Source organism: Corynebacterium amycolatum SK46 (assembly GCF_000173655.1).
Classification (GTDB): Bacteria; Actinomycetota; Actinomycetes; order Mycobacteriales; family Mycobacteriaceae; genus Corynebacterium; species Corynebacterium amycolatum_A.
In genome coordinates, this window is the sequence record NZ_ABZU01000002.1 from 186,233 (window position 1) to 210,695 (window position 24,463).

25 protein-coding genes are annotated in these 24,463 nt (G+C 54.1%); 13 read left to right on the plus strand and 12 right to left on the minus strand.

Annotation, left to right across the window (positions count from 1 at the left end; genetic code table 11):
* Positions 1-338 precede the first annotated feature (338 nt).
* The 4 genes from CORAM0001_RS02725 to rplN all read right to left on the minus strand — a co-directional run bounded on the left by CORAM0001_RS02725 (position 339) and on the right by rplN (position 2,857).
* Positions 339-1,235 carry a GDSL-type esterase/lipase family protein gene (locus CORAM0001_RS02725; RefSeq protein WP_005510051.1) on the minus strand — a complete coding sequence of 299 codons (897 nt, stop codon included), beginning with the start codon at positions 1,233-1,235 and terminating at the stop codon, positions 339-341.
* Between the two features lie 381 nt (positions 1,236-1,616).
* Positions 1,617-2,171, minus strand: coding sequence for a 50S ribosomal protein L5 (gene rplE, locus CORAM0001_RS02730; protein ID WP_005509901.1), 555 nt, complete (start codon positions 2,169-2,171; stop codon positions 1,617-1,619).
* Between the two features lie 2 nt (positions 2,172-2,173).
* The gene (gene rplX / locus CORAM0001_RS02735; protein WP_005509963.1) at positions 2,174-2,488 is read right to left on the minus strand and encodes a 50S ribosomal protein L24; all 315 of its coding nucleotides are present in this window, start codon (positions 2,486-2,488) and stop codon (positions 2,174-2,176) included.
* The gene (gene rplN / locus CORAM0001_RS02740) at positions 2,489-2,857 is read right to left on the minus strand and encodes a 50S ribosomal protein L14 (RefSeq protein WP_005510044.1); all 369 of its coding nucleotides are present in this window, start codon (positions 2,855-2,857) and stop codon (positions 2,489-2,491) included.
* A 279-nt stretch (positions 2,858-3,136) separates the two neighbouring features.
* On the opposite strand from rplN, the gene CORAM0001_RS02745 reads away from it, so the two are divergent.
* Positions 3,137-4,378 carry a multidrug effflux MFS transporter gene (locus tag CORAM0001_RS02745; protein ID WP_100066770.1) on the plus strand — a complete coding sequence of 414 codons (1,242 nt, stop codon included), beginning with the start codon at positions 3,137-3,139 and terminating at the stop codon, positions 4,376-4,378.
* 130 nt (positions 4,379-4,508) lie between these two features.
* Complete coding sequence (locus CORAM0001_RS02750) at positions 4,509-5,222, plus strand: VIT1/CCC1 transporter family protein (RefSeq protein ID WP_005510039.1); 714 nt, start codon at positions 4,509-4,511, stop codon at positions 5,220-5,222.
* A gap of 44 nt (positions 5,223-5,266) precedes the next feature.
* Here CORAM0001_RS02750 and CORAM0001_RS02755 read toward each other — a convergent pair whose 3' ends face one another.
* The 3 genes from CORAM0001_RS02755 to CORAM0001_RS02765 form a co-directional block, all read right to left on the minus strand.
* Positions 5,267-6,049 carry a formate/nitrite transporter family protein gene (locus CORAM0001_RS02755; RefSeq protein ID WP_005509922.1) on the minus strand — a complete coding sequence of 261 codons (783 nt, stop codon included), beginning with the start codon at positions 6,047-6,049 and terminating at the stop codon, positions 5,267-5,269.
* Positions 6,050-6,152: 103 nt separating this feature from the next.
* The gene (locus CORAM0001_RS02760; protein WP_005509867.1) at positions 6,153-6,809 is read right to left on the minus strand and encodes a class I SAM-dependent methyltransferase; all 657 of its coding nucleotides are present in this window, start codon (positions 6,807-6,809) and stop codon (positions 6,153-6,155) included.
* Positions 6,810-6,850: 41 nt separating this feature from the next.
* On the minus strand, positions 6,851-7,732 hold the full coding sequence (locus CORAM0001_RS02765; RefSeq protein WP_005509824.1) for a hypothetical protein: 882 nt from the start codon (positions 7,730-7,732) through the stop codon (positions 6,851-6,853).
* Positions 7,733-7,971: 239 nt separating this feature from the next.
* Between CORAM0001_RS02765 and CORAM0001_RS02770 the strand changes: the two genes are divergently transcribed.
* The 11 genes from CORAM0001_RS02770 (at position 7,972) to CORAM0001_RS02810 (ending at position 19,428) form a co-directional block, all read left to right on the plus strand.
* Positions 7,972-9,234 (plus strand): hypothetical protein, encoded by a 1,263-nt coding sequence (locus CORAM0001_RS02770; protein ID WP_157752516.1) that lies wholly within the window; start codon positions 7,972-7,974, stop codon positions 9,232-9,234.
* Entirely contained in the window at positions 9,234-10,889 is a 1,656-nt protein-coding gene (locus tag CORAM0001_RS02775; RefSeq protein ID WP_005509976.1) for a hypothetical protein, read from the plus strand. Before CORAM0001_RS02770 ends, CORAM0001_RS02775 begins: the two co-directional genes overlap by 1 nt.
* A gap of 73 nt (positions 10,890-10,962) precedes the next feature.
* Positions 10,963-12,732 carry an Hsp70 family protein gene (locus tag CORAM0001_RS02780; protein WP_005509767.1) on the plus strand — a complete coding sequence of 590 codons (1,770 nt, stop codon included), beginning with the start codon at positions 10,963-10,965 and terminating at the stop codon, positions 12,730-12,732.
* Between the two features lie 293 nt (positions 12,733-13,025).
* Positions 13,026-14,216, plus strand: coding sequence for a hypothetical protein (locus CORAM0001_RS11255; protein WP_141762899.1), 1,191 nt, complete (start codon positions 13,026-13,028; stop codon positions 14,214-14,216).
* A gap of 271 nt (positions 14,217-14,487) precedes the next feature.
* The gene (locus CORAM0001_RS02785; protein ID WP_005510067.1) at positions 14,488-14,979 is read left to right on the plus strand and encodes a hypothetical protein; all 492 of its coding nucleotides are present in this window, start codon (positions 14,488-14,490) and stop codon (positions 14,977-14,979) included.
* A 74-nt stretch (positions 14,980-15,053) separates the two neighbouring features.
* On the plus strand, positions 15,054-15,740 hold the full coding sequence (locus CORAM0001_RS02790) for a vWA domain-containing protein (protein ID WP_005509760.1): 687 nt from the start codon (positions 15,054-15,056) through the stop codon (positions 15,738-15,740).
* A gap of 11 nt (positions 15,741-15,751) precedes the next feature.
* Positions 15,752-17,101: a protein phosphatase 2C domain-containing protein gene (locus CORAM0001_RS02795; protein WP_081451088.1), complete on the plus strand. Its 1,350-nt coding sequence runs from the start codon at positions 15,752-15,754 to the stop codon at positions 17,099-17,101.
* Between the two features lie 55 nt (positions 17,102-17,156).
* Complete coding sequence (locus CORAM0001_RS02800) at positions 17,157-18,449, plus strand: hypothetical protein (protein WP_005509809.1); 1,293 nt, start codon at positions 17,157-17,159, stop codon at positions 18,447-18,449.
* A complete protein-coding gene (locus CORAM0001_RS11260; RefSeq protein WP_157752518.1) occupies positions 18,446-18,682 on the plus strand; it encodes a hypothetical protein in 237 nt (78 codons plus the stop codon). Before CORAM0001_RS02800 ends, CORAM0001_RS11260 begins: the two co-directional genes overlap by 4 nt.
* A gap of 3 nt (positions 18,683-18,685) precedes the next feature.
* Positions 18,686-18,919 carry a hypothetical protein gene (locus CORAM0001_RS02805; protein WP_005509885.1) on the plus strand — a complete coding sequence of 78 codons (234 nt, stop codon included), beginning with the start codon at positions 18,686-18,688 and terminating at the stop codon, positions 18,917-18,919.
* A complete protein-coding gene (locus tag CORAM0001_RS02810) occupies positions 18,916-19,428 on the plus strand; it encodes a hypothetical protein (RefSeq protein WP_040360921.1) in 513 nt (170 codons plus the stop codon). The genes CORAM0001_RS02805 and CORAM0001_RS02810 overlap by 4 nt, the downstream gene beginning before the upstream one ends.
* On the opposite strand, the gene CORAM0001_RS02815 is transcribed toward CORAM0001_RS02810, so the two are convergent.
* The 5 genes from CORAM0001_RS02815 to CORAM0001_RS11315 form a co-directional block, all read right to left on the minus strand.
* The gene (locus CORAM0001_RS02815) at positions 19,402-20,796 is read right to left on the minus strand and encodes a dynamin family protein (protein ID WP_005509983.1); all 1,395 of its coding nucleotides are present in this window, start codon (positions 20,794-20,796) and stop codon (positions 19,402-19,404) included. The genes CORAM0001_RS02810 and CORAM0001_RS02815 overlap by 27 nt on opposite strands.
* Positions 20,786-22,534: a GTPase domain-containing protein gene (locus CORAM0001_RS02820; RefSeq protein WP_005510068.1), complete on the minus strand. Its 1,749-nt coding sequence runs from the start codon at positions 22,532-22,534 to the stop codon at positions 20,786-20,788. The genes CORAM0001_RS02815 and CORAM0001_RS02820 overlap by 11 nt, the downstream gene beginning before the upstream one ends.
* 10 nt (positions 22,535-22,544) lie before the next feature.
* Entirely contained in the window at positions 22,545-23,090 is a 546-nt protein-coding gene (locus CORAM0001_RS02825) for an RNA polymerase sigma factor (protein WP_005509845.1), read from the minus strand.
* Entirely contained in the window at positions 23,090-23,518 is a 429-nt protein-coding gene (locus tag CORAM0001_RS10875) for a hypothetical protein (RefSeq protein WP_005509938.1), read from the minus strand. The genes CORAM0001_RS02825 and CORAM0001_RS10875 overlap by 1 nt, the downstream gene beginning before the upstream one ends.
* Positions 23,519-23,620: 102 nt before the next feature.
* On the minus strand, positions 23,621-24,460 hold the full coding sequence (locus tag CORAM0001_RS11315) for a hypothetical protein (RefSeq protein ID WP_167317506.1): 840 nt from the start codon (positions 24,458-24,460) through the stop codon (positions 23,621-23,623).
* Between the last annotated feature and the right edge of the window lie 3 nt (positions 24,461-24,463).

Sequence of the window (24,463 nt, forward strand, 5' to 3'; positions counted from 1 at the left end):
GCAAACAGCAACTGTCACACGGCAAAAGCTTAAGATGGAGCGATTACCAATATCGTGATTCCGGCGATTTAAGGGCTACTGTTCGCCAACTCGGTTCAATAGCCGAGTCAGCTCGCCACCCAGGTGACGCCAGAGACGATGCGAGGCGAGGGGCCTACAGCAAAGTTCTTACATTTTTACTGCCGCACCTCTTATAGAGGGCAGACCTGGTGATACTAACAAATACCGGCCGAAATGCAAAAACGCCACGGACGGACGTTAGTCCGCTCGCGGCGTGAAGCCCTACCAATTAGCAGTGGAACTCAATTCCTAGCCGACATGGTGCCGGCTGGAGAAAATTAGTAGAGCTGGTCGGCGATGATGTTACCCATAGCCTTTTCGCCAGCCACCGTCGGGTGATTGGTCATCGGGCCCATCACCGGATCTGCGAAACCGGCGACGAAGCGCTCATCCGGGTTTGGGTTGCAGGTACCGTGGCCGAGGGTTGCCTCGTAGACGTCGATGAAGCCGGCACCTACGTGCTGAGACGCGGAGCGAATGCTGTCGCGGAATGCCCCCTGAATCTCGCTGGCACCCGGTGCCGGGATCGGGAAGGTCTGGTTCGGGGCGTTCACCAGGCACAGCTGGTCATTGGTAGCGTACTCAGGGTACGAAGCCAGGACGACCTGAGCACCCGGAGCAACCTGGTGGACGCGGTCAGTGAACTGACGCAGCGTCTGCTTGAACGCAGAAGGAGCCTTGGGGTCCGGCTTTGCGACCAGCTCGCCTGCCACGTCAACCCACTGGACCCAGTCCATGCCGCCGTACATCAGGACAACCTTCTCAGTGCCCTCGCCGATGTCGCCGTACTGGATGGAAGCTTCCAGGTATGCGAGGAGCTGACCCGGGAAGCCACCAAGACCGTTACAGGACCAGTCACCCAAGGACTTGTTCAGCTTCGACGCTGCAATCTTCGGCCAGTTTTCCATGTCGGTGGCACAGTTAGCGACCAGCACGTTCTGCCCCGGCGCCAGGCCACGCGGGCCACCCTTACCGGCATTAGCGGTGAAGGAGTCACCGAAGGTGACGATCTGCTTGACGCCCTTCGGGCCGGTGTCGCCGATACCCGGAATCGGAATGTTCGGCATTTCCGGCAGTGCCGGCTGTGCGTTGGCAGCACCTGCGCCCAAGCTCAGGCCCAGAGCCGCAACAGTTGCAATAGCAGCCGAGCGGACGGCCACGGAGAAGTTCTTCATGTAGTTAATCCCTTTGCGTTTTAACTTAAGGACCGCTCTGCGTAGAACCACTGGCTCAACCACACAGAAGCTGAAGTCACTTAAGTCTTGCCCAAATTGATAACGACCACAATGCATTTTGGCGGCCGTCACTATGACGAATGGCAGTTTACAACGAAATCATCACGAACGCCTAACTTTCAACTGAGAAAGTTTGTGGCTTTACTAATTTTCAACCCCCAAAAAGGGTCAACTTTCACACCGGCAACACTGGTAACTTTTACGCACGCCCCGCACGGTGACCTCACTCCCCACGAACATAAGCAGTTAACAGAGCAGCAAAAAGCCCCGGAGGCCAAGCGGCATCCGGGGCTTCAGACAGAAGCTACCGAAGAGGCAAAACTACTTCTTGAACGGGAAGCCCAGCTCGCGCAGCAGTGCGCGGCCTTCCTCGTTGTTGGTAGCGGTGGTCACGACGGTGATGTCCATACCGCGCGGGCGGTCAATCTTGTCAACGTCGATCTCGTAGAACATGGTCTGCTCGGACAGGCCGAAGGTGTAGTTACCGTGACCATCGAACTGCTGATCAGACAGGCCGCGGAAGTCGCGGATTCGTGGCAGAGCCACGGTCAGCAGGCGGTCCAGGAACTCCCACATACGATCGCCACGCAGGGTGACGCGAGCGCCGATGGCGTCGCCTTCACGAAGCTTGAAGTTAGCGATTGACTTGCGAGCACGACGGGTCTCCGGCTTCTGACCGGTGATCAGAGTCAGGTCGTTGATGGCACCGTTAATCTGCTTCTTGTCCTGAGCAGCAGCGCCGACGCCCATGTTGACGACGACCTTGGTGACGCCCGGAATCTGCATGACGTTCTCGTAGGAGAACTCTTCCTGCATCTTGCCGCGAATCTCATCGCGGTAGCGGGCCTTCAGACGAGGGGTGTAATTTTCGCTCATGCTTAGATGTCCTTCCCGGTACGGCGGGAGATGCGAACCTTCTTGCCGTCCTCATCGAAGCGGTAGCCGACGCGAGTCGGGGTACCATCTTCGTCGACCAGCATGACGTTCGACACGTGAATCGGAGCTTCCTGAGTGACAATGCCACCCGAGGATGCGCCGCGCTCCGCAGCGGAGTTTGCAACGTGCTTCTTGATACGGTTAACACCCTCGACCAGGACCTTGTCGCGCTTCGGGTAGGCCTCGATGACCTTGCCCTGAGCACCCTTGTCCGGACCGGAGATAACCAGCACGGTATCGCCCTTACGGATCTTCACTTAAATCACCTCCGGTGCGAGCGAGACAATCTTCATGAACTTCTTGTCACGCAGCTCACGCGCGACCGGGCCGAAAATACGGGTGCCCTTTGGCTCGCCGTCGGCCTTGATGATGACAGCTGCATTCTCGTCGAACGAGATGTAGGAACCGTCCGGACGACGGGTCTCCTTCTTCGTGCGGACGATAACTGCCTTAACGATTTCGCCTGCCTTGACGTTGCCGCCCGGAGCAGCTTCCTTGACAGTTGCGACGATGGTGTCGCCAATGCCAGCGAAGCGTCGGGTCGAGCCGCCGAGAACGCGGATGCACTGGATTTCACGTGCACCAGTGTTGTCGGCAACGCGCAGACGGGATTCCTGCTGAATCACTGCGTTTCTCCTGACCTGGTTGCATTGTGCGTCAGATTTCCGTCCTAAACGCACGCGGTCTTTATGTCTTGTGTTTACGCTTTACGACGAAAGCTCCTGCTAGAGGTATCTCCCTTGCCGCTTTGACCTCACGCTATCGATGCACATACGTCATCGAGATAGCGCGCAGTCACTTCGCGCAACCTGTGTATTATGGCACGTTCGAGCGGGACAACAAAATCCCCGGTTTCATGCCTCCAGCTTGCTTTATACCTTCCGCAGCGAACCTATACTAAAACAGTGACAAATCAACATTCCGAGAGCGCTCAGCCACCGCCAGTTCAGACACTGCCGCTATCGCTTCTTGCCGGCTTAGCCCTTTTGTCTGCCGCCGGCCCGTTCGGCGCCGATACTTATCTGGCCTCCTTCGTGGACATTGCCAGCGAGTTCTCCACAACCGAGTCGATGGTTCAGCTCACGCTGACAACTTTCATGGTTGGCATGGCTACTGGGCAGCTCGTCATTGGTGCGCTCTCCGATAGCTTGGGCCGCAAGAAGCTGCTTCTCATTGCGACGTTGGTGTTCTTGGGCTCGTCAATCCTCTGTGCAGTAGCACCGAATATTGGCACTCTTATCGCAATGCGACTGTTCCAGGGCTTAGCTGGCGGCTCCACTATTGTCCTGGCTCGTTCTGTGGTTCCCGATCTCTTGACCGGCAAGGCATCTGCGAAGGCTTTCTCCACACTTATGGGCATTTCCTCCATCGCCCCGGCAGTCGCTCCCCTTGTGGGTGGCTTTCTAGGACCCGCCTTCGGTTGGCGAAGCGTCTTCTGGTTTCTCGCAGCCATCAACGTCGCAATGGTCGCGATTGTGGTTCTTATGGTCCCAGAAACCCTGCCTCCGGAGAAACGTTCGACCGGCGCACTCCGCAATCTCCTGCCTAATATTGGGCGCTTGTTGCGACGGCCCGTATTTGTCGGCTACATGTTGGCTTTCGCTGGCGGCTTCGCAGTGATGTTCTCCTATATCGCTGCGTCACCCTTTATTTTCCAGGAGCTACTGGGGCTGACCCCCACTCAATTCTCCCTGGTGTTCGCATCCAATGCGGCCATGTTGACATTTGTGTCAATCCTTAACGGCAAGATGATTAACCGGTTTCATCCCCACAAGAGCATTTTGATTGGCCTTACGGTTATGCTCGTGACGTCGATAGGCCTGATTATTAATGCCCTCGTCGGGATTACCTTCTTTACTACCTGGCTACTGCTGTTTATTACCGTGCCGATGATGCCGCTGATTTTCGCCAATGCAACGGCACTCGGAATTGAGGAGGTCCGCGATATCGGGATTGGCTCAGGTTCCGGCCTCATGGGTTTCGCACAGTTCCTCGCCGCCGCCACGGTTGCTCCCCTGGTGGGGCTTGGCTCCAATCTGCCCTTATCGATGGCTATTTCGATGTTAACGTGCGCATTGATCGCGCTGATTGCGGTGTTGACATTGACGCGCGACAGCCTCCGCAGTCGACCGCACCGACTGGCATAAAAACTGCGCACGCGAGAGCGCTCCCCGTTTCACTTCAGTGGTTGAAAATGTGCTCTAAACGGCATTAAATCGATGGTGAGGCCTCGTACCACCCGTAGGCATGGGGGCTGGCAAGGAGAAAGGTCCTGTCATGACACACGCACATCCACATGAACCACATAAGGCCTCCGAAACTTCGAAACTCAACTGGCTTCGCGCTGGTGTCCTCGGAGCCAACGACGGTATCGTCTCCACTGCTCTGATCTTGCTCAGCGTGATTGCAGCAGGTTCCTCTCGCGAGGCCATTCTGACTGCTGGTGCCGCCGCCGTTATCGCTGGTGCTATCTCGATGGCTCTGGGTGAATACGTCTCGGTTTCAACCCAGCGCGATACTGAGCGAGCACTGATTGCCAAAGAAAAGGCCGAGCTCAAGGACTTTCCAGATGAAGAGCATAATGAGCTCGTGGGGATTCTCTCTGGCTACGGCATCCCAAAACATATCGCCGAAGATGCTGCCCACGGCATCGCGCAAAATGATCCGCTGGCAGCTCACCTAAAGCTGGAATTGGGCATTGACGGCGAGGAACTTACCAACCCCTGGGCGGCTGCTGGTTCTTCGGCACTGTCGTTCCTACTCGGCGCCATCCTGCCGATGATTGCGGCGCTGGTGTTCACCGGCCCCACCTCCGGCGCAATCGCAGTCACCGTGGTCACCATCGTGACTCTGGCTCTGACCGGCTACATCAGCGCTAAGCTCAGCTCCACTCACTCCGGCAAGGCTGCGCTGCGTCTGGTCATCGGTGGCGCGCTCGGCTTAATTGTGTCCTACCTTGTCGGTCTGCTCTTCGGGCAGGCTGTCGGATAGCCCTTGAGAAAGGTCGTCGGATAGGCTCCGGCAAAGGTCAAAAGCTAATCAACATAGCTAGTCTTCGTCTGGTTCAACCAGGCGTAGACCGCGCCGATTCCCAGGCCACCGCCTACGAAGTTGCCCAACCACACTGCCACCCAGTTGCCTGTAATGTGCAGTCCGTCGAAGCCCACGGGCTGCGGGTCTGCGAAAAAGGCCAGGGAAAACAGAGAGAAGTTCGCAATCACGTGCTCAAGCCCGAGCCCAACGAACACCGCAATGATCGGCAGAATCACAACGAACTTTGAAATGATTTCCTTGGCCTTCAGCGCACCCACCACAGCCATATTGACCACAAAGTTGGCGCCCATTGCCTCTACGAAAGCACCGAAGAACGGCTTGGCCAGCTTCCCCTCGGTCAAGGTGGAAATCAGATGTGTGTCATCAATCCCACCGAGCTTGGCGCTCTGACTGAGCACCAGCGCCACAATCGCGGCACCGATGAAGTTGTAGAACGTGGCGACGGCCACCATCCGAAGGGCCACTCCCCACGACATGCGACCGCGCGCGGCGGACCAGGACACAAACATCATGCTGCCGGTCGCCAGCTCTGCACCGAGCACCACAATGGCGAACAGCCCAAGCCCGAACAGGCACGCAAAAACCAGTCCCCCGGTCCCCGGCGCGATACCCTCTGCAACTTGGCCAGCTACCGCTGCAAAGGCCGTTCCCAACGTCAGATACATGCCCGCCAGGACCGCTCGAACCGCAAAACGCCCGTAGTCCTGCGTCAGCAGTTCCTGTTTCTTGTCGCCAGCCGTATCCAGCGTTTCGTATAGCGTCACCGCCGAAGCCTTTCCCTGCGTGCCGTTAATTGCAGTTATTCGCATAAAAGAATAACGACAGGCCGGCACGGAATCGCAACCGCTTTACGACGATCACAGCGCCCTACCCCCGTTCAAGCACAGCGACCAGGAACTGAGACTCATCCTCAAACGGACGAAGATCCCACGTCGAATAACGCTGAATCACTGTGAGCTCCGCCTCCTGCGCAGTGGTTTCAAAATCTGCAAAGTCCCAGCCGCGGCCGGCACCGAAGCCGATGATGGCACGACCGCCCTCCGGGTTCAGTGCCGCTGCGAAGGCCTGCAGTACCTTCGTGCGGTCTTCTGGCGCTACGAAAGTCAGTACGTTGCCAGGGCAAATGATGACGTCGAAAGCGGATGCCGTGTCATCGTGGGGCGTGTTCTCAAGGCCGTCGTCAAGCACGTGGGACAATTGCGCCAAGTCCCCTACCAACCACATCGCGTCCGGGAACTGGCGCTTCGCCTCATCGATGAGATAGGGGTCGACGTCGACACCAACGACCTGGTGTCCAGCCTTCGCCAAGTAACCGCCCACGCGTCCTTGACCACAACCGGCATCTAGAATTCGAGCGTGGCGTGGCGCCATCGCATCCGCCAACCGCGCCTCGCCATTGATATCACGGCCCTCGCGCACGAATCCCCGCCACCGGTTGGCGTAGCGACGGGAATGCTGCGGATCGGCGGCGATTATTTCTTTCCAAGTGCGGTGATTGTGGGTGCCATTGCTCATGGCCACCATTATGGCGCAGCTGGACAACGACTGGTCATGGGCAGGATGTGTTAACCGGCTTGCACCTTAGAGTCGTAGTAGTACAGATTGTCCGAGCCTACGTAGCACTCGGAGGCATAAAGTGGCTGTTGGCTGGCACTATATTCACAGCCTTGCAGCCCGCCGAAGGGGCCGACGGTTCGCCACGCGAGCTGGCGTCCGCCACCGCCAACCCCTGCGTCTGCGTTTCCGCCCGAGTTTGAGGGCTCCTCATAGGTCGGTTCCGGCTCCTGGTATGTGGGGCTAGGCGTATAGGTCGACGACTTAGTTGTTGTTGTGGTCGACGTTGTGGTTGTGTATCCGTGGTTTTTTAAGAAGTCTTCGGGATCGCCGAGCACGGCTTCGATTGCTTCGTCACCGATTTCACCGGACTCACCAAATACGGCTTCACTGCGGAATGTATCCTCATCGGCCCGGATCTCGTCCAGGACTAGCTGGATACACGTGTCATAAATATCCTCCCAATCTTCCTCATATTCCGTCGGCGCGAATTCGCAATAGAGACTTGCCGAAGTTTCTGCACCGTCATAATCAATCGGTTCGACTGTCGGGGTCGACGAAGTACTCATCGTGGCGTCCTCAGCCTCGACCACATCGTTGCCGTCATCCCTGTTCAGCCCCGCTACTATCGCCACAGCAAGAGCTACGACAAGAGGAAGAACAATAAACGCACCAAGAACGACCTTGGAGTTCGACGATTTCGAATCAGCACTGGCCACACCACCGGCACCGTCGGTCTTCTTCCTCGGCGCATCGCGTTTCGCCGCATCAGCGTCCACAGCTGGCGCCGTGGTTTCCTCATTACGCGGTGTCCGTTCTTGCTCTTCGGGAATCCCCTCAGAGCCTGCTTTACGACGCGGCCCCTGCCTGCGCACCGGCTCGTTGTCCTGCAACTTTCCTCCTCCATATACACCGCAGTCCGTTTTGAAACTGCTGGCGAAAGCTAGTGGCAGCGGATTGGCACAAGACCCCGCTGCATAGTGTTTCACCCCATTAGAGGTCCGCAGAAAGGAAAAAGTTCCCGCAGTGGTTGAAAAACATTTATCAGCGAGTAAATGCCATAATAAAGTGAGAAAATCTTAGTTACCGCACTCCGTAACTACGAAATAGGAATTTTGTACGAGAGCACGAAATGGCACAGTCATCAAAATCTCAACTGAGTAGCCGTTTTGCTCGGCGAACACTGGCCGAGTCTTCATTAATTCTCGCTGTCTGCATGGTCGCGGCCGTCGTCGTGATGCAAGTTATGCACGTCACGCCTAACGACGTCGATGAGAGCGGTCCGGCCTCTCCCGTTGTGGAACCACCAGCCATCGCTGATTCAGCCTTCATGATTCGTGATGGAAAGTTCGACTGTTCTACTATTTTTGACCAGGCATCTTTAACGCAGTTGGTCGAGTCGGGAATTGCGTATATTCCGGGATTCAATCGACTCACTGATAAGTCCGTTTCAACGGGTGCAGACGGACGAATAATTTGTGAACGTGCTGTTTCGGTAGAAGACGGCGTGCAGTTCACCTACTTCATCATGTCTAAAGCCACTCCGTGGGGTGGAAAACCGGAAGATGCAGAACCCGATGCGTTCGGCTGGGTTCACGAGATTCCCATCAAGAACGACAATGGGGAAATTCAGGGCTATGGTTCTTTTTACAGCGACGAGGAGCGCGGTTTTCTTCTCGTAGCCGCTATGCGAGATATCCATGTGGCGGCGGGCACGACTCCGGAAGCGGATGCCGTGGCGGCGAACAAAGCCAAGGACGTTGCCGAAAAGATTGCTCCCATTCTGGATCGCAGTGTGAAGGCAGAGGCTGCAAACAAAACTGCAGACGCCAAGAAAACCGCGAACACTTCTCAAAAGCCGTCCCTCACCTTCTACCGTGATGGCCACTACAGCTGTCGGGCATTTATGGATACTGCGACGATGAAAGCGGCTAAAGAGATTGGCCTGGAAATCCCCAGGCTGCCAGGAGCTAAGGCTGGAATGAGCTCACCCCAGGACGCTGAAAACGTTGAGTCCTTCATGCCCGGCACTGAGCTATGCGGCTTCTCGCACAACTTCGACGAGGTAGACATCATTACCGTGGCCGACCCAGAACATCCTGTCTGCACTGCGAACAGCGGGGTCGCATTGAAAAAGCTGCCGGAGTGGTCGTACTTCGTTGACCCACGACCAGCACAGTACGCCTCGGACGGTAAGCATCAGGGTGAGATTTCTCTGAATCTGTTGCACAAGGATGAAGCTAAGGGCTGCGTTGTTGTTCGGTCTTACAGTGACCAGGGCAATCTGCCCGATTTGCAGAAAGTACTAGCAAAGATTTCACCAGTTGCTGGGTTGCTTTCTGCTCTGGAGAAGTCCCTTGATCAGCCCGCTACGAATGTCAAGGAACAGAAGTAATGAACACTCCTGACAGTCAGCAAACCAGCACCACCACAGAGCAGCAATCGAGTAAACCGAGTGAGTCAGCGTCAAAGAAGAAGGCTCTGGTTATTACGGCTGCCGTGGTGCTTGTCGCCCTCGTAGCAACAGCTATTTTCTGGTGGCAGCGCTCAGAATCTAAAGAATCAGAAGCCGGTGCCCCTGCCGATACCTCTGCCGGCGCAGCTTCCGATGTCGACACAAAGCCGACAAGCTTCCTCGTCCGCGACGGAAAATTCGACTGCACGACTTTGGACGAAACAATCCCGATTAGCGTGCGCCAACAAATTCCCGGCACACTGGGCAAGGCACAGGGGCAACGTCAACTAGCCGTCGAAAGGCGAGATGATGGCACGACCGTCTGCCCAATGACATTCGTAGCCACGGGTGATGTCGGGGGAATTAACGACACCAGTACCGAGGCCGCAACCAGCACCCACGACATGTTGCTGTACCTCGAATTACCGATGGACTATCGGTCCTTTGTCATTGAGTCCAGCTCTACATGCGCTCCGCCAGAGACCGAGCAAAGCTCCGAACTGACTGAGTCGCTCACGCCGCAACCCGATCAGAAGTGGGAAGTTCTCAACCTTGCCCCGGATGAGGCCGGCATTGCAGCCGTCGCTGCACGATTGTCGGATCCGCAGCTTGGGTGCCTAACTGCCAAGGTATTGTTCCCGGAAGGCACGATTTCACCGGACCAGATGAAGTCTTCCCGCGATCTTCTGGCTAAGTTTGTCGATGCTGCCGCTGAACCGCTTTCTACCTCGATTGCGGCGGCTAAGGGCCCCGGGAAACAGGCCTCTAAGAATCAGAATCTTGCAATCGAGCGGTCAACTTTCGTAACGAACCATGGACTCGACTGCCGTCAGTACGTACTCAATTCCTCTCTGACCCATCAGCACGAAACTGGTCTTGTTTCCGACTTCCATCGCATTCCCGGAGATTACAATTCCAGCCCTGAAGCTGGAGGCGATACTCCGCTGTTCAAAGTCGCTGCTGACAAGCAGAGTGTTACCTGCTGGTTCAATTCCAATCTCGGGGGCATGAACACATTCTCGCCGGTGGAATTTGAAACCTATGGCTCTGTCCCGGTTACTGTCACCACAACTAGCGCCAACAGCAAGCTCCGTCTACCAAACTCGATGTCGTTGAAGGATGTTGCTCCCGATTCAGGCGATACTCTGGCTGATTGGCACTACTTCGTCTACATTCCAGGTGAAAGCGCATCGGTTTCCGGCAGCGAGGAGAATCCTCAGCCAACGCTAGAGCTGGAAAAAGCCGAGACTCCAACGCTGAATGTCTACCGTTGCCAATCGAATGGGAACGACACCAGTGACGGCAAAGACGCCGAAAACGGTACCGAGGGGGCAAACAACGAAAGATCTGCCTGCCTGATCATGTCGATTCCCACTAACTATCTGACGCCTTTTGATATCGCCACCTTTTACCTCGACAATCCGCCGGAAGAACAGGACCCCGAAGAGGTGCGCCAAAACGGGCCTGACCCCGAAGCCCTAGCCGAGGAGCAAAGGTTTTATTCGAAGCTAACCCCGAATTCCCTCAGCAACGCCACAATCTCGAATCTCATACAGCTTGCTGAGCGCGTTGACCCGCTACTCGCAGCAAACTAATAACGCTCGCCGCTAACTAAGTGTTGCACCTTCCCAGTTTGTCAGTCCTACTTATGTGAAAGTTACGTCCTTTATGTCTTGGCTACTCGCTCTCGATATCGGTAATTCCAGCGTTGTCGCTGCAGCAGCCATCGATGGCGGCCCCGCAAGTATCGTCCCCCTCGGCTATGGCACGGGCAATGATGCCAAATCCTGGATGCCTGCAGCGGTGTTCCTCACTAGCAATACGGTTTACACCGGTCAGCAGGCAATTGATCACGCAGCCAATGCGCCGAGTGCTTTCGCACACTCCCCGAAGCGCTTCGTGGGCTCAGATAACCAGCGCGCTGTGGAACTCTTCGCCACAATCATCGAGAAGGTCCGTCGTTCCGCACTGATGTATCTGGGAAATAGGGATTCTTCTCTCCCCGATTACCCGACGAAGCTCATCCTTACTCACCCTGCAGCGTGGCCTTCGTCGGCACGCACAGTACTTATTGACGCGGCCAAGTCCGCTGGCTTCGACGAAGACACGATTGAGTTGGTCTCCGAGCCAATTGCTGCCGCTCACTCTGTCTCGCAACGACACCGCACGGGCAAGCTTTTCGTCCTCGATGTCGGTGGTGGCACCTGTGATGTTGCGGTCGTAGATATGGATACCGCATCACCACGAGTGCTTGCCGACGGCGGCGAGAACACAGTCGGCGGAAACAATTTCGACCTCGCCATGATCGGTCTCATGGAAGCCCGGACTATCGATGAGTTTGGGGAGCTGCCCGAGGAACTTGACTCAGCCGAGGGGCAGCTAGAGTTCCAATCTCAGGCGAAGAAAGTTCGTGAGGCGCTCTCGGAATCCCCTGATGCCAGCTTCACTGTCGACGGCGAAGAGCTTCTCATTACCCGTGACGAGTTCGAAGAGGCTATTGCGGACGACATTGAGCGGGTTCGCTCCCTGATTACTGACAAGACCAGTTTGCTCGGTGAAGCGCCAGTAATGCTCAGCGGCCTGCTCGTGGGTGGTACGGTTCGAACCCCCGCTATCTCCCGGGTTGTGCAGCAGTCGATGGAGGTTCTGCCCATTGAAGAGCCCATTACGGCGGTAGCTCTAGGAGCGGCAGAATACGGAAAAATTCTGCTTGCGCAGACGAACAAATCTGCCAGTGGAAGCGCACTGCCTCAGCCCGCTGGAAACGCTGACAACGCCAGCCCCAAAAAACGAGCACTCTCGCAAAAGGCAGCCACACGCATTGGGGCAGTGGTGGCAGGCCTCGTGATAGCCGCCGGCATGTTCTACTTTGTCGGTAATGGTTCTGATGAATCCGCCGAGCAGGCCGCACCTCCCGCCGAGCCGTCGCAAAGCGATACTTCTGCAGCGCTTCACACGTATCCCAATGTGTCCATCGGCGATCTCAAAGCGACTGAGTTAAAGCCAGATGCGCCGGCTTTCAAAGATGGCTATTTCTCCTGTGAACCAATGGTTGACGCGGTAAAAGATGAATTGGACGGCATCAAGGGGTTCCCGCAGGCGACCCCTGATATTTCCGGTTTTGCAGGCACGTCCGAATGTCGATTCAGCGGCGAGGACAGCACACCAGACGGTTCGCTTTCTATTCGGACGTTCACCCCAGCCGGGACCTCGATGTACGTGTCTACTGTCAATCCTTCTGCTGATTCCCGAATCGAGAATTGGTACGAAAAAGAAAAGGGCGACATTGACTACCTCGAACCTGCTCAGGTTTTTGTCTATGTACGTGACTTCGGCTGGCTTATCGTCGAGTCGGCTTCTGAAGAGATAATTGATAAAAATGTTCTTCAAGATGTCGCAGCTGCTCTTGACGAGGAATTACAGCTTCAGCGACCTTAGTCCTTCCAATAAACTACCTCGTAGCAATTAAGAGTTTTTCATTGAAAATACTTGTTAAAAACAACAAAGGATACCATCCCCCTCATCGATTTAGGGCAGTCTTTTCCTTCGCCATAATATGCATCATTGTCGTCGTTGTAACTTATACATCACTACCCAATAAGTCTAACGAGGAAAATTCCTTCGACCCTGCTAATCCTGCTAGAGACGCGCATTCAGATAGTTTCCCTTTTCTCGTCCGGAACGGAAAGTTCGACTGCTCCACTTTACGTGATTCCGCACCCTTGCGGATTATGCAGAATATTCCTGGAATAATCTCTCACGAATCGTCGGTAGACGCATTTAAACCGACCAGAGACCCTGACGGTAACTCCTATTGCTTTGTATCTCATATTTCAACCGGAGATATCGCCGGACTGGATCACAGCACACGAGAAGATGCTACCATCGACAGAAATTCACTTAGATCCCTTGAGTTACCTTTAGATTACCGCTCATTTGGCATCAGCACATTACGTTCATGCCCACCACACGACCCGAATATCCGGTCAACTGATAAAACAATTCTGGACGAATTTTCCCCTCTACCCGGGCAAGAATGGCAAATATTTAAGCGGGCTTACGGCGACCCGTTGTCAATGGCGTTCGCCGCCCGCCTTATAGATCCTCAAATGGGATGCTTGACTGCCATCATACGATTCCCCCAAGAAGACGTATCCCCTATCCAGGAACAAACTTCAATAAAGTTCCTGAAGAACTTTGTTAACGCAATCGCACACCCATTAGGCGTGTCTATAGAAGCAGAGAAGAAGTATCTCAATAACAAAGAACCTGCTCTCGCAAATACCCTTGCTACTCCTCAACCGACATTTCGTAACGGAAATATACTCGACTGCCGTTCATATATTCTTAGCACCTCAATTGTCCAGCAGGAAGAAATTGGCCTAGTCGGTAACTTTGAACGTATTCCCATTGATATACTGAAACCACTATCTTTACCCACAGAAACTCCACTTTACCGCGTCGAATCTGATAAGAAGAGCGTCACTTGTTGGCTAAAGTTCGAATCTGGAGAAATCCTCAAGAATAGTTTTCTCCCTCCAGATCTGCACGACGCAATTCCAATTAGTTTAATTACAACAAGTCCCGACAGCGATTTTAATCTCCCCTCATCCAACCTTGTCGATGCCGACGGTCTAAAATATGAGCATCTTCCAAATTGGGAGTTCTTCTCTTATATCCCTGGCAACAGCCAGCCACTTTCTGAAGGAGACTCTCGTCTGACGTTCGAACATTCTAAATATCCATCAATCAACCTTTACCGCTGCGATTCAAAATCCAAAAAACTTGAAAAGAGAACAAAAGCAGCCGAAGGAAACTGCCTCATCCTATCTGCCCCAATACATGGGCCACTCTACCCGGATGCACTACCTACACTTTCGCAGCTTGCACGAAATATCGACCGCATTGCCTTCAACGACTAGAATGAGAAAACTAGTTTTACTCCCGCGCTGATTAAATCTGGCGTCGAATGACGGTTTCCAGTCGTCTTTTTAAGCTCTATGTGCCGCCCACAGCCTTCCATTGGCTCCGTCGGCGCACACCACTCATATGTTTAGCTTCGCAAGCCTATCCTCATGGCCCGAAATTTTTCTAAACTGAAATTTTTTGACGAAGCCGGGAACTTTTTGGCCTTCTCCCTCCTCTATAGGTCAGACACTTTAAAACGCTGACCCTATTTCAGGAGGCAACCGCATGGTTCGCACGTCCCCGAACCTCACACCCCCGCGTGGCCGAGGCCCAACGCAAGACCCGGAAGCTCGCACCATTGCCGTATTTATTGCATGGCTTATTGGCATCGTGATCGTGTTGGTGCTGCTCATCAACATCTTTTCTTCACTATCAGGCTCAGCCGATGAAGATCAGAACCCCACTACGCCATCCCAGACTTCGTCTACGCCAGTTCCTACAGGCACCAGTAAGAACCCGGCAGAAGATGACTCTGAAACCACAGACTCGCCCTCATCGAATTCGGACGAAACAGGCTATGGCGTGAACGAGCAGCCGTCGAGCGATGACGTAAATGGCGGCTCCTACGAGCAAGACTCCTCGTACCAGCAAGATTCGGAGACAAACCAAGAGCAAAGCCAGTCGACGACTTCGACGTCGGAGTCTGAATCGCAATCGTCACAGTCGACAAAGAACAAGCTAAAGCCCAATTCAAACTCCGAGAAAACCTCCGAGTAAAAGCGGGGCTTTCCTTCTCTCCAATTCCCTCCATTACTTATCTGCCACTCGCTCCACTACGGAAAGGACTTCTCATGACTACCGGAATGAACATGGAACCCCGCGGAAATATCCTGCCGATTTATTTCGTCGCTGACGAATCTGGCTCAATGGGGCCCGATATCGCTGAGCTCAACTCCGGCCTCCAATCCCTGCTCAACGAGATTCGAATGGCACCTTTTGCCGCCGCAAATGTTCGTTTCTCTGTGATTGGCTTCGACAACGAGGCACGCCTGTACCTCAGCAACGCAGACTTGCGCCATGTCGAGCAGATGCCAACGCTTTCCGCACGCTTCGCAACATACTTCTCTACTGCATTTGACCTGCTCAACGCCCAAATCCCAGACGACGTAGCGCAGCTCAAGGCCGAAGGTTACCGCGTCAACCGCCCCGCAGTCTTCCTGCTTACCGACGGCTACCCCATGTCCGATGATCTCTGGCAGGAGGCGCTGAGTGACCTTCAGAACGCACCACACCACCCAAATATCTTGGCATTTGGAATCGGTGAATCGGATGCGCAGATTATCGGACAAATGGCCAGCAAGAACGGCTGGGCATTCCAGGCAGCGCAGGGCGCAGACACCGGTGCCATGTTGTCTGAGTTCATGTCTTCGCTAACTCAGTCTGTCATCAGCTCTGGCACGTCCGTCGCCAATGGTTCACCGGAAATTATTACTGATATTCCCGATGACTTCGTCAAGATCGACATGGACGAGCTGTAAGGAAAACTGCGATGACAAACTACTCCCAGCACGAGCGTTACCTTCACAATCCACCTCAGAAGAGCCTGGCCTCACGTGTCCTCGGAGAACTCGTTCGCGTCCGTCCGAGAGATTTACTCCATCCCTTTAACGATCCGCGTGCGGTCGAAGACTTGAATACGGGCCATAGCAGGGACTACCCCTCCTCGCGTCGCCTCGACAGCCGACCTTCCACTGCCGCGCCCTATTCGAATCCCAGTTCTCCGCGCCGAGACTTCCACACTGGCGTCCCCCACAATTACGAAACTCCCGGCCTCGACACGCGCATCATGCCGGAACGCGATTACTCGGATTACCACGCTGGCCCTGCTAGTTCCTCCCGGTTACCTCAGTCGGCAGCCGAAAACTCCGGAGCTCCGTCTAACGCCTCCAATCCAGCACCCAGCCCCAAGCCAAAGCCCACATCGGCAACAAACCGCGCCTTCAGCACGGAAATCACCGCCACTTCGCATGACGATGGTCTCGCGCCGCTGGTTGTCGGTGATGCCGGCGCCGAAGTCGATCCCATCATCGTTGACACAAAATTCGGTACTGGCCGCCAAGTCCCCGACACCGTCATCGATGGCTGGCGCTCTAAGCAGTTTGCGATGCGCTCTGTCAGCTTGCGCGGACGCATGCACCGATACAACGGCGCACCTCGCCAGGACTCCGTGCATACTCTGCTTTCCGACGATGGCAACACCCTCTTCGTAGCAGTCGCCGATGGAGTCTCAGCTGCCCCACAAAGCCACCGAGGCTCTGCAATCGCAGCGCGCTACGCCATCGGATGGCTGAAGAAGATGTACAAGGATAACCTGAGCCAACAGGAATGGATTTCGCTGGCGAAGGGAGCTTCCTACAGCATTCAGACTGCTGCAAAAGAAGCTGGCGAAGATCCAATGGACTTCGCTTCCACACTGGTCTGCGCTGCTATTTCCAAGTGTGACAACGGGCTCCGCGGGCATGTCCTGTCAATCGGCGACTCCGGTTCGTGGACAGTCACCGCTAATGGTGTGGAGTTGATTGAAGGCGGCAAGGAAGAAAGCGATTCTGCAATTAGCTCATCAGCCGTGAACCCACTGCCGCTAGTGCCAGAAAACTTGGATGCCGTCTATTTCGAAACCACTGGTGACGAAACGGTGCTCTTCGGAACCGACGGCATTGGTGACCCCCTCGGCGGCGGTGGCGGCCCGTTGTCTGACCTCTTTGTCAAACGCCTTTACAAGCGTGTGCCATCGATTACTGAATTTTGTCACCTAGTGGACTTCTCCAAGGCCGGCTTTGACGACGACCGCACCCTGGTTGCGATTTGGCCAGCTCACATCGGAGTTCCAGACAGCTAGCCTCCTCTAGCCCCAGTCAGATTGTTACACCACACTTTTCAAAGGAACCCTTTTAATGAGTGCACCCGAAGCGACTACTACTCCTGTAGTTGAACTGAGTGAACTGCCTTCCGACCTAGAAAAGCTCGGATCTGGTGGCGAAGGAGTCGTCTACAAGCTCGGTTCTACACATTTTTCGTCTCGCCCCTGTGCTTTTAAGAAATACAAGTCACCCGACAAGGTCAACGAGGCTCACCTGGAGAAACTGGTCAAGTTCATTAACAAACTCGGCGAGGTCGCCCCAGATCGCAAAGAGTGGCTGCTCAATCAAGCGGCATGGCCAACTCATTTAGTGCGTGATGACGGAAAGACCGTCGGCATAATCATGCCGTTAATTCCGGATCGTTTCTTCCAGCTTCTTTCTCCAACGTCGACAAGCACCACGAAACGTGCAGCGGAATTGCAGTATCTGCTGAATGGCCCTGAATTTGAGCAGAGCATCGGGCTGAAGGTAAGCGAACGTCAGCGCTACGAATTTCTGGAAGATTTTGCGAACCTACTTCGCGTTCTTCATGGCGCTGAGATCCGTGTCGGGGACATCTCGGTTAAGAATTTGCTCTTCTGCCACAACGCGCCCGGTCCGCATGTGTACTTACTGGACTGCGACTCCATGAGTATCGGCCCATCTGAGGGACCCGATGTGCAGACACCGGGCTGGGACGTGCCAAATGGGGAAAAACCGCAGACAAAAGAGAGCGATGCGTACAAGTTTGGCCTGCTTGCACTGCGTCTGCTGGCTTCCGATCAGTCCACTCGCAACCCGAATGACCTCCCCGCGGGAACCGTGAGCTCCGTTCGCTCCCTTACTCAACGCGCGCTCACCGCTTCCAGCTCAAACAGGCCTACTCCGCGTGATTGGCTCGGTGGGATTAGCCAAGGGAAGGACAAAGCATCCACCGAGGTAGCAGAAGTCGCCTCCGCTAAGACACCGACCACGTCGGCCAAGGCCTCGAGTGGCATCTCTACGGCGACGAAGACTATTTCACGACGTAAGCAGGGAAAGCCTGTGCCTTCGGCTGTCTCGACTAATGCCGTTAGTAATACTCCAGCAACCACACAAACCACGGCTACGACATCAACAAATGCCACTTCGACTATCGCCTCCCAACCGTCTAACGGCGACGTCGACTCAACCGAGAAGAAGGGCCTTGGCTGGCCAATTACCTGGACCATTGTGGCAGGACTTATGTGTCTTATGAACTTTATCGGGGGTCATCCGGGTTCCGGCTTCTTCATGCTCATCATGTTTATCGTGAACCTCTGCTGGCTCTTGGTTCGCATGGACGAGTCTAAGGACAGTTCACAATGAGCTCGTTGAAATATCTTGCGCTGGTCGGTCCCAGGTACGAAAGAAAACATCGTTTCCCGCAGTCAACGGCAGATGCGGCGTGGGAAGCAGAAGAGGAAGTACTCACGGTAACTCCTTGCACTGAGGAAGTACTCGATATCGCCCTATCACGAGCCTTTGGAACAGACTCATCACTTGAAAACCACTTCTCAGAAATTTCGCACCCAATTTCTCCAGAAAAAGGGAAGGAGTAGTACATGAGCACTGAAAAAGAGAACACAGCTATCGCATCGCTAATGGCGGAAATTGATGGTGAAGCAGACTCTGAAAACCTCGTTGATGACATTATGCTGACAATTTTTGGAACGGATGTCGTGGATCAGTCCGGTTCCCTGCCACCAATTTCTGGTGAAAGTCGACTCAACTCTGCAACTCTCGCAGCTGATTTAGGTCACTCATCGGAAAGCAACTTCAGTGGGGACTCCAAATGACTGCCCGTTATGAATTCAACAGACAACTTGTCGCGAGACGGTTCCAAAGAAGTGCCTTAGCCGAAAAAGATCACCTGTGGTCAATTGCGCTTGTGTTCGGAGGAAGCCGCCATCTTGCTCAAACCATTCTCACTCACGGTCTCGGAAATGCGTGGAAATCTGTCTCCGCGTTAGCCGAGACAACGGAGGCCTCCTACGATGCCCTGCTGCGCCGTGAGATCTACTTTGCACTTGCGCAAACGGGTTTGGGAGTCCTCACTGCGAAAGAAGCAAGAACTCAAGGACGTTTTTCGCCGAGCGGCCACGATTCTCTGTGTCGAGTGAATGCCCTGCGTGCCTACATGGAACCTGAAGATCTAACTCTGCTAGCGCTGGAGCAGTATTCCCCTCTGAGCAACTCTGAACTGTCCATCCTTTTTGGACTTCCAGAGGACGTTGTAGCTGAAAAGATTACTCAAGTACGAGCATCCGCCGAAGAGATTCTACGGAGCAATGAGCTCAGTGAATGAGCACACAGCTCCAAGGAGCTTTTCCTCCAAAGGAGAAACCAATCCCAGCAGCTTTCTGCTGGCCAAAGCATGTATCTCCGTAGCGCGTGGGGCGTCCTCCGCTGTCCCCAATTGGAGTGCCTCTTCAGCCAGAGATACTCCTTCCGTAGATACGCGGCTACCGGGGCTCTGAGTCAGCAGGCGGTAAATGGTTACCGCTAGCCGTTGCTGGGCAGTCAAATGCTCTTCCCAATAGTCGAGTACCTCGGCGGCATCGCAAGAAAATGCCAGGTCTTTTAGTTTTTCCTGCACATAGCTACAGCGACTCAGCACCGTTGCAAAAGTAATACTCTCGCCCAGATGACCTGCTAAGGAATCGATTCCCGAGGCCTGACGTAAGAATCTCTGCAACTGTACGGCGCCACCGCTGGCACTATTTCGTCCCTCTAGAACCCCATAAGAGCCCAGCACTTCCAGCAGTTTATTGCGGCTATTAGCACTAACACAATTGGGAAAATCAGTCTCTAACTCATGCATCAATGTGTCACGAGCCACCGTGTCAAGGCTGCTGAGTACTCGAGCCAGCGGCTCGGTGATTGCACCTGTCTCCGCGCTTTCCGCCATCAGACCGGAAACTGCTAATACCGAAGAAAAATAGCGAGAGTAGTCGTTCGACAGTTCAGTGGCTCTGTTCCTAGCTGCTTCGATTGGATCACTTGGCCCAAAGGCGCCGGCACCGAAATCATCTGCGCGCGAAAGCACTCCCACCGATGACAGAGTGGTAAAACCTAGGGAGCGGATATGCGCAATCTCGTCGTCACGCAAGGTGGAATCGAACACATAAATCAACCCATCAATGGCGGTGCCATGTTGGTTCCACGGCACACGGGTCAACTCGCGCAGTCCATCGACAATTTGATGATTTGCCGCATCAACCGTTCCAAGACCGGGCGTATCGACGAAGTTTAGCTGCGACAATGCCTGTGATGGGAGATAGTGAACTTTCACGCGCCCATCCAAATCGGCCACACTTTGGGCACTCTGCGCACTATGGAGGGCGCCTCGACTGGCTAACGAAACATTCTCGATTCGCTCCGGCGCTCCCTTGGTGTACACGGTGACGGCATTCGTACACTCGAGGATTGCAGTTTCGGCAATTTTCTGGCGCACTAAAGCATTAATGAGTGTCGATTTTCCAGCCTTCATTCGTCCACTCACCAGAATCGTTGGCGGAGTCTGCATTAGCTGACGACACTCATTGGCAACAGTGGTAATTCTCTGCTGCTCATCGCCATATTCACCAGCACGATCAATCAGCTCACGAAGCATAGAATCGACGGCGGCAATCAACTGTTTAGCTGCAGAATCGACATATGCATTACTCTGCATTGGCATCCACCCGACTCAGTAACTCACCACGAAGTCTGGCAACATAAGCAGACTTCTTCTTAGCTTCCTGCCGAGCGACTTGCCTGTCCCCAAGCGCCGACTGACAATCCTGTTTCATCTGCTGAATTTGGTGTTTAGTTCGCCGAATACGCAGTTCAAGATTGTCATTGAACTGGTTGATTAGTAACGGGCGCAACTCGTTGTAAACAGTCTCGATTCCCTGATTGAGCTGTCTGCGCACCTGCAAAATCACTTGATCTAGCCATTTTGATAGTTCAACGCGGCCAGTTTTAGACGATCGATGATAGACATTCACACCGAGCCACAGACCAGCCATTGCAACGAATGGCAGGACAGTACCGCCGCTACCAATAATCGCCGCACCAATCCCCGGTACAAAACCTAAAACGTGGGTAAGCCCGAAGCCACCAGCAATCGTCAGTGACACCAGGGACGGATCCACGACTTTGGCTACGGAATTCTCGCTCTCAGGTTTGTTAGAAACGGAAATACCCGTGGCAACTTCGTTAAGGGCATCAATCACGCAGTGCCAATCTGCAACACCATCTGTGACACCTACATAGACCTCGCGGGACCGAGCCATAAAGTAGCGGATTGAGTCCTCGAACAATTCGGACAGTTCGGATTCGATTTGAAAGAAAACTGCATCCCGATGGGCTCGAATATAACGTGGCGGCGTCGACGCGAAGTACGAGTGCCACTTCTCTCGAATCTCCACCAACTGTGTTTCAGCCATACTTACGGCTTCACTTCTGGCCTGAGACAGCCCTGACGTAAGTAGCTGTTGTCCTCGACGCCGGTCGGAAGTGAGGTGCTCAAGTTCCACCTTCTTCTCTTCCAATCGGCTCAGCATGGCCGTGCTATCTGCTGAAATCTTGCTCTCGAGCTCGGCATATTCACTATTCAGCAGAACCAACGCTTGCCGCATAACTGGGGTATACGCATTTTTCTGCAGCCGGCTGCGGGCCTCAACAATCGCCTCTTGTAACCGGGGAATCCCCGAGTCATTGATAACCTCGTCGGCTAGAAAAGGATTGCCATTGAGGGCAGAAAGGTACCGCAGCGGAGAGACACTGACTATAGGTACTTCGGAAACTAATTCTCCCAAATGCTGCTGAATCTGCTGACGAGTAACTCTTTCAATCTCTCGCCAACCCAACAGATTTTTGTCTTTCTTGGTTATTGCCACCGCAAGTCCTGGTGTGCTTGCAGCGATTTCTTTCAGCGTGGCAAGTTCCGGTTCGGTAATCGTAGTCGTTGCCTCAAGCACAAACACCACAACACCGGCATTACGAGTGAGCGCAATCGCAGCTTTCGAGATTTCCGAATCAGCGCCATTAAAACCAGGGCAATCTATGAAACTGTCATCTGTCAACGACTCTCCGCCTCGGATTGCCCCCTCCCCTAGCCCAAAGTTTCCCTGACCGGAAATCTCCTCCGCATCGGGACCAAAACTGAAACCCGTTTCACATGCGGAAAGACTGATGGAAGCACTTCCAGAAAGCGCATCTACCAGCATCGTCTTGCCGCATCCGACCTCACCGATAACGGCGACTACCGTCGCTTCTCTTCTCGCCTGTAGCGGGGCTTCGATGAGTCGGGCTTCTTCTCGCTTGCCGACGGCATCAAAGTACTCAACCACTTTGCGAATTAAAGCGGCATCCTCACTGATACCGACACTTGCACTGGAACTTGAATCAGCAGTCGTCGGTGCCATAAAAACTGCCTTACTCTTCCTTGAGCAGCTCGAGCATCTGCTTTCGTGCTCTATTCAATCGGCTCTTAACGGTTGCAAGCGGAATACGCTGTTTGGCCGCGATTTCCTCATAGGTATAGCCAGCCAATTCACGGAGAATCAAGATCTCGCGGAAGTTTGGCCTCAGTTGATCCAATGCAGTTTGAACTTGGTCAACTACTGCTACCCGGGTATCAATATCGCTTCCAGTGGAACGCATATTCGCACCCGCATCTGAATCGAGCTGCACCATCTCTGTGCGCTTCTGAATCTTTTGGCCTTGTTTCTTGCAGGCATTGAGCGCGATTTTGGTGAACCAAGTTTTGAAAGAGGAACTGCCCCGAAACCTGTCAAAATATTTATATGCCGATGCTACAGCGATGCTAAAAGCATCTTCAGCGTCGTGGTAGTTGCTGCACATACGCAAGCAGACGCTAAAAACGCTGTCTTTGTACAGCCTGATGAGCTCAGCGAAAGCTGCTTGATCGCCATTCTGGGCACGCTGAACCAGTTCCCGTTCCAAAACCTTTGTTGTCATTATGACAGCACCCCGCCGAAATCATCGTCCGAGTTGTCATCACCGGAGTACAGGTCATCAAAGTCGAAGTCATGGTCGTCGTCGCCACCGTCGTCGGAGGCATCACGATGATCATCGTCGTCATCTTCGACTTCCATCTCGGCTTCTTCTTCGTCATCGTCCTCAGCATCCGCTGCAGCATCAAGAAACAGCTCAGCCTCTTCGGGATTGACGAAATGACCATCTTCGGTCAACTCAGGATCATCATCGGCTGGGATCAGGGACTCATCCGCCAAGTTGGAGTCGGGTTCCATGGCAGCAGCCAGGATTTGTTCAAAAACGTCGTCAGAAAGCTCGTTTTGCGTGTCTCCCAGCAAATCTGGCAGCACAGGCTCGACGGCCTCATTATCCCAGGGTTTGGGACTATCTGCTCCATCAGTAGCGCTCACGAAAGCTACTCCTTATTTTGGTCGGACTAGTCGCATTTTAACATCCCAAGGCATGCTCCACGCGGCCATCCTGCGACTCACACATTGCGCAACTGCTACCAATTAACCGGCACCGCGCAGGGAGTAGTAGTACCAGCCATCGCTCATCTCAAAACACTCCGTGTAGTCATCCGAGCCACCACTTTGGTATTCACTGTCCGCAATCTGGATGCAGTTCGACGACGTACCGGTTCCATATGGGCCGTTGAGGATCCAGGTGTAGTTCGACGGCGGTGAATACGGAGGAGACGGGAACTGTTCTTCGGGTTCGGCGTAGTTCGACCCGGAGCTGTAATCCGAATCAACCGATTCCTCGGTTGTCGTAGTGCTTTCAACGGTCGTACTGGTTTCTGTTGTCGTATAGGTCGACGTAGGAGTGTAATAATCGCTTGTCCGCGTTGAGGTGGAACTAGGCGAGGTGGAAGACGAAGCCGGAGTTTCTGCAGCCCGATTGTCTTCTTGCTTGTTGTTCCAGGCGGCCCAACCGCCAACGATGACGCCGAAAAGCACCAGCACCGCCACAATGCTCAAAATAACCGCCGATGCCGATGAATTCTTTTTTGGCGCATTGGGAATATTTGGGCTAGCGTCATACCGCTCCCTCGGCGCGTCCTCAAAACTCGCTGAGTTCCCAGGAGGAAATTGCGTCGTTTCCTCAAACGAAGAACCAAAGTCTTGCGTTGAGTTCTCAGAATCGAGAATTTCCCCCCATGCCGGCACTTGACCTGTCTGTGGAGAGGATTCCGTTCCTGATTCGCGTGGGGTCTCTGAGCCTATCGGCTCATTCATGGCACTCTGCTGACGACGGGGCTTCTGTGTCCGACGCACAGGATTGCCGCCGTTGTTGGAATTAAAGCCACCGCCTTCGGAAGAACCTTTTCGCCGGGGCGGTTGAGATTTCATTGG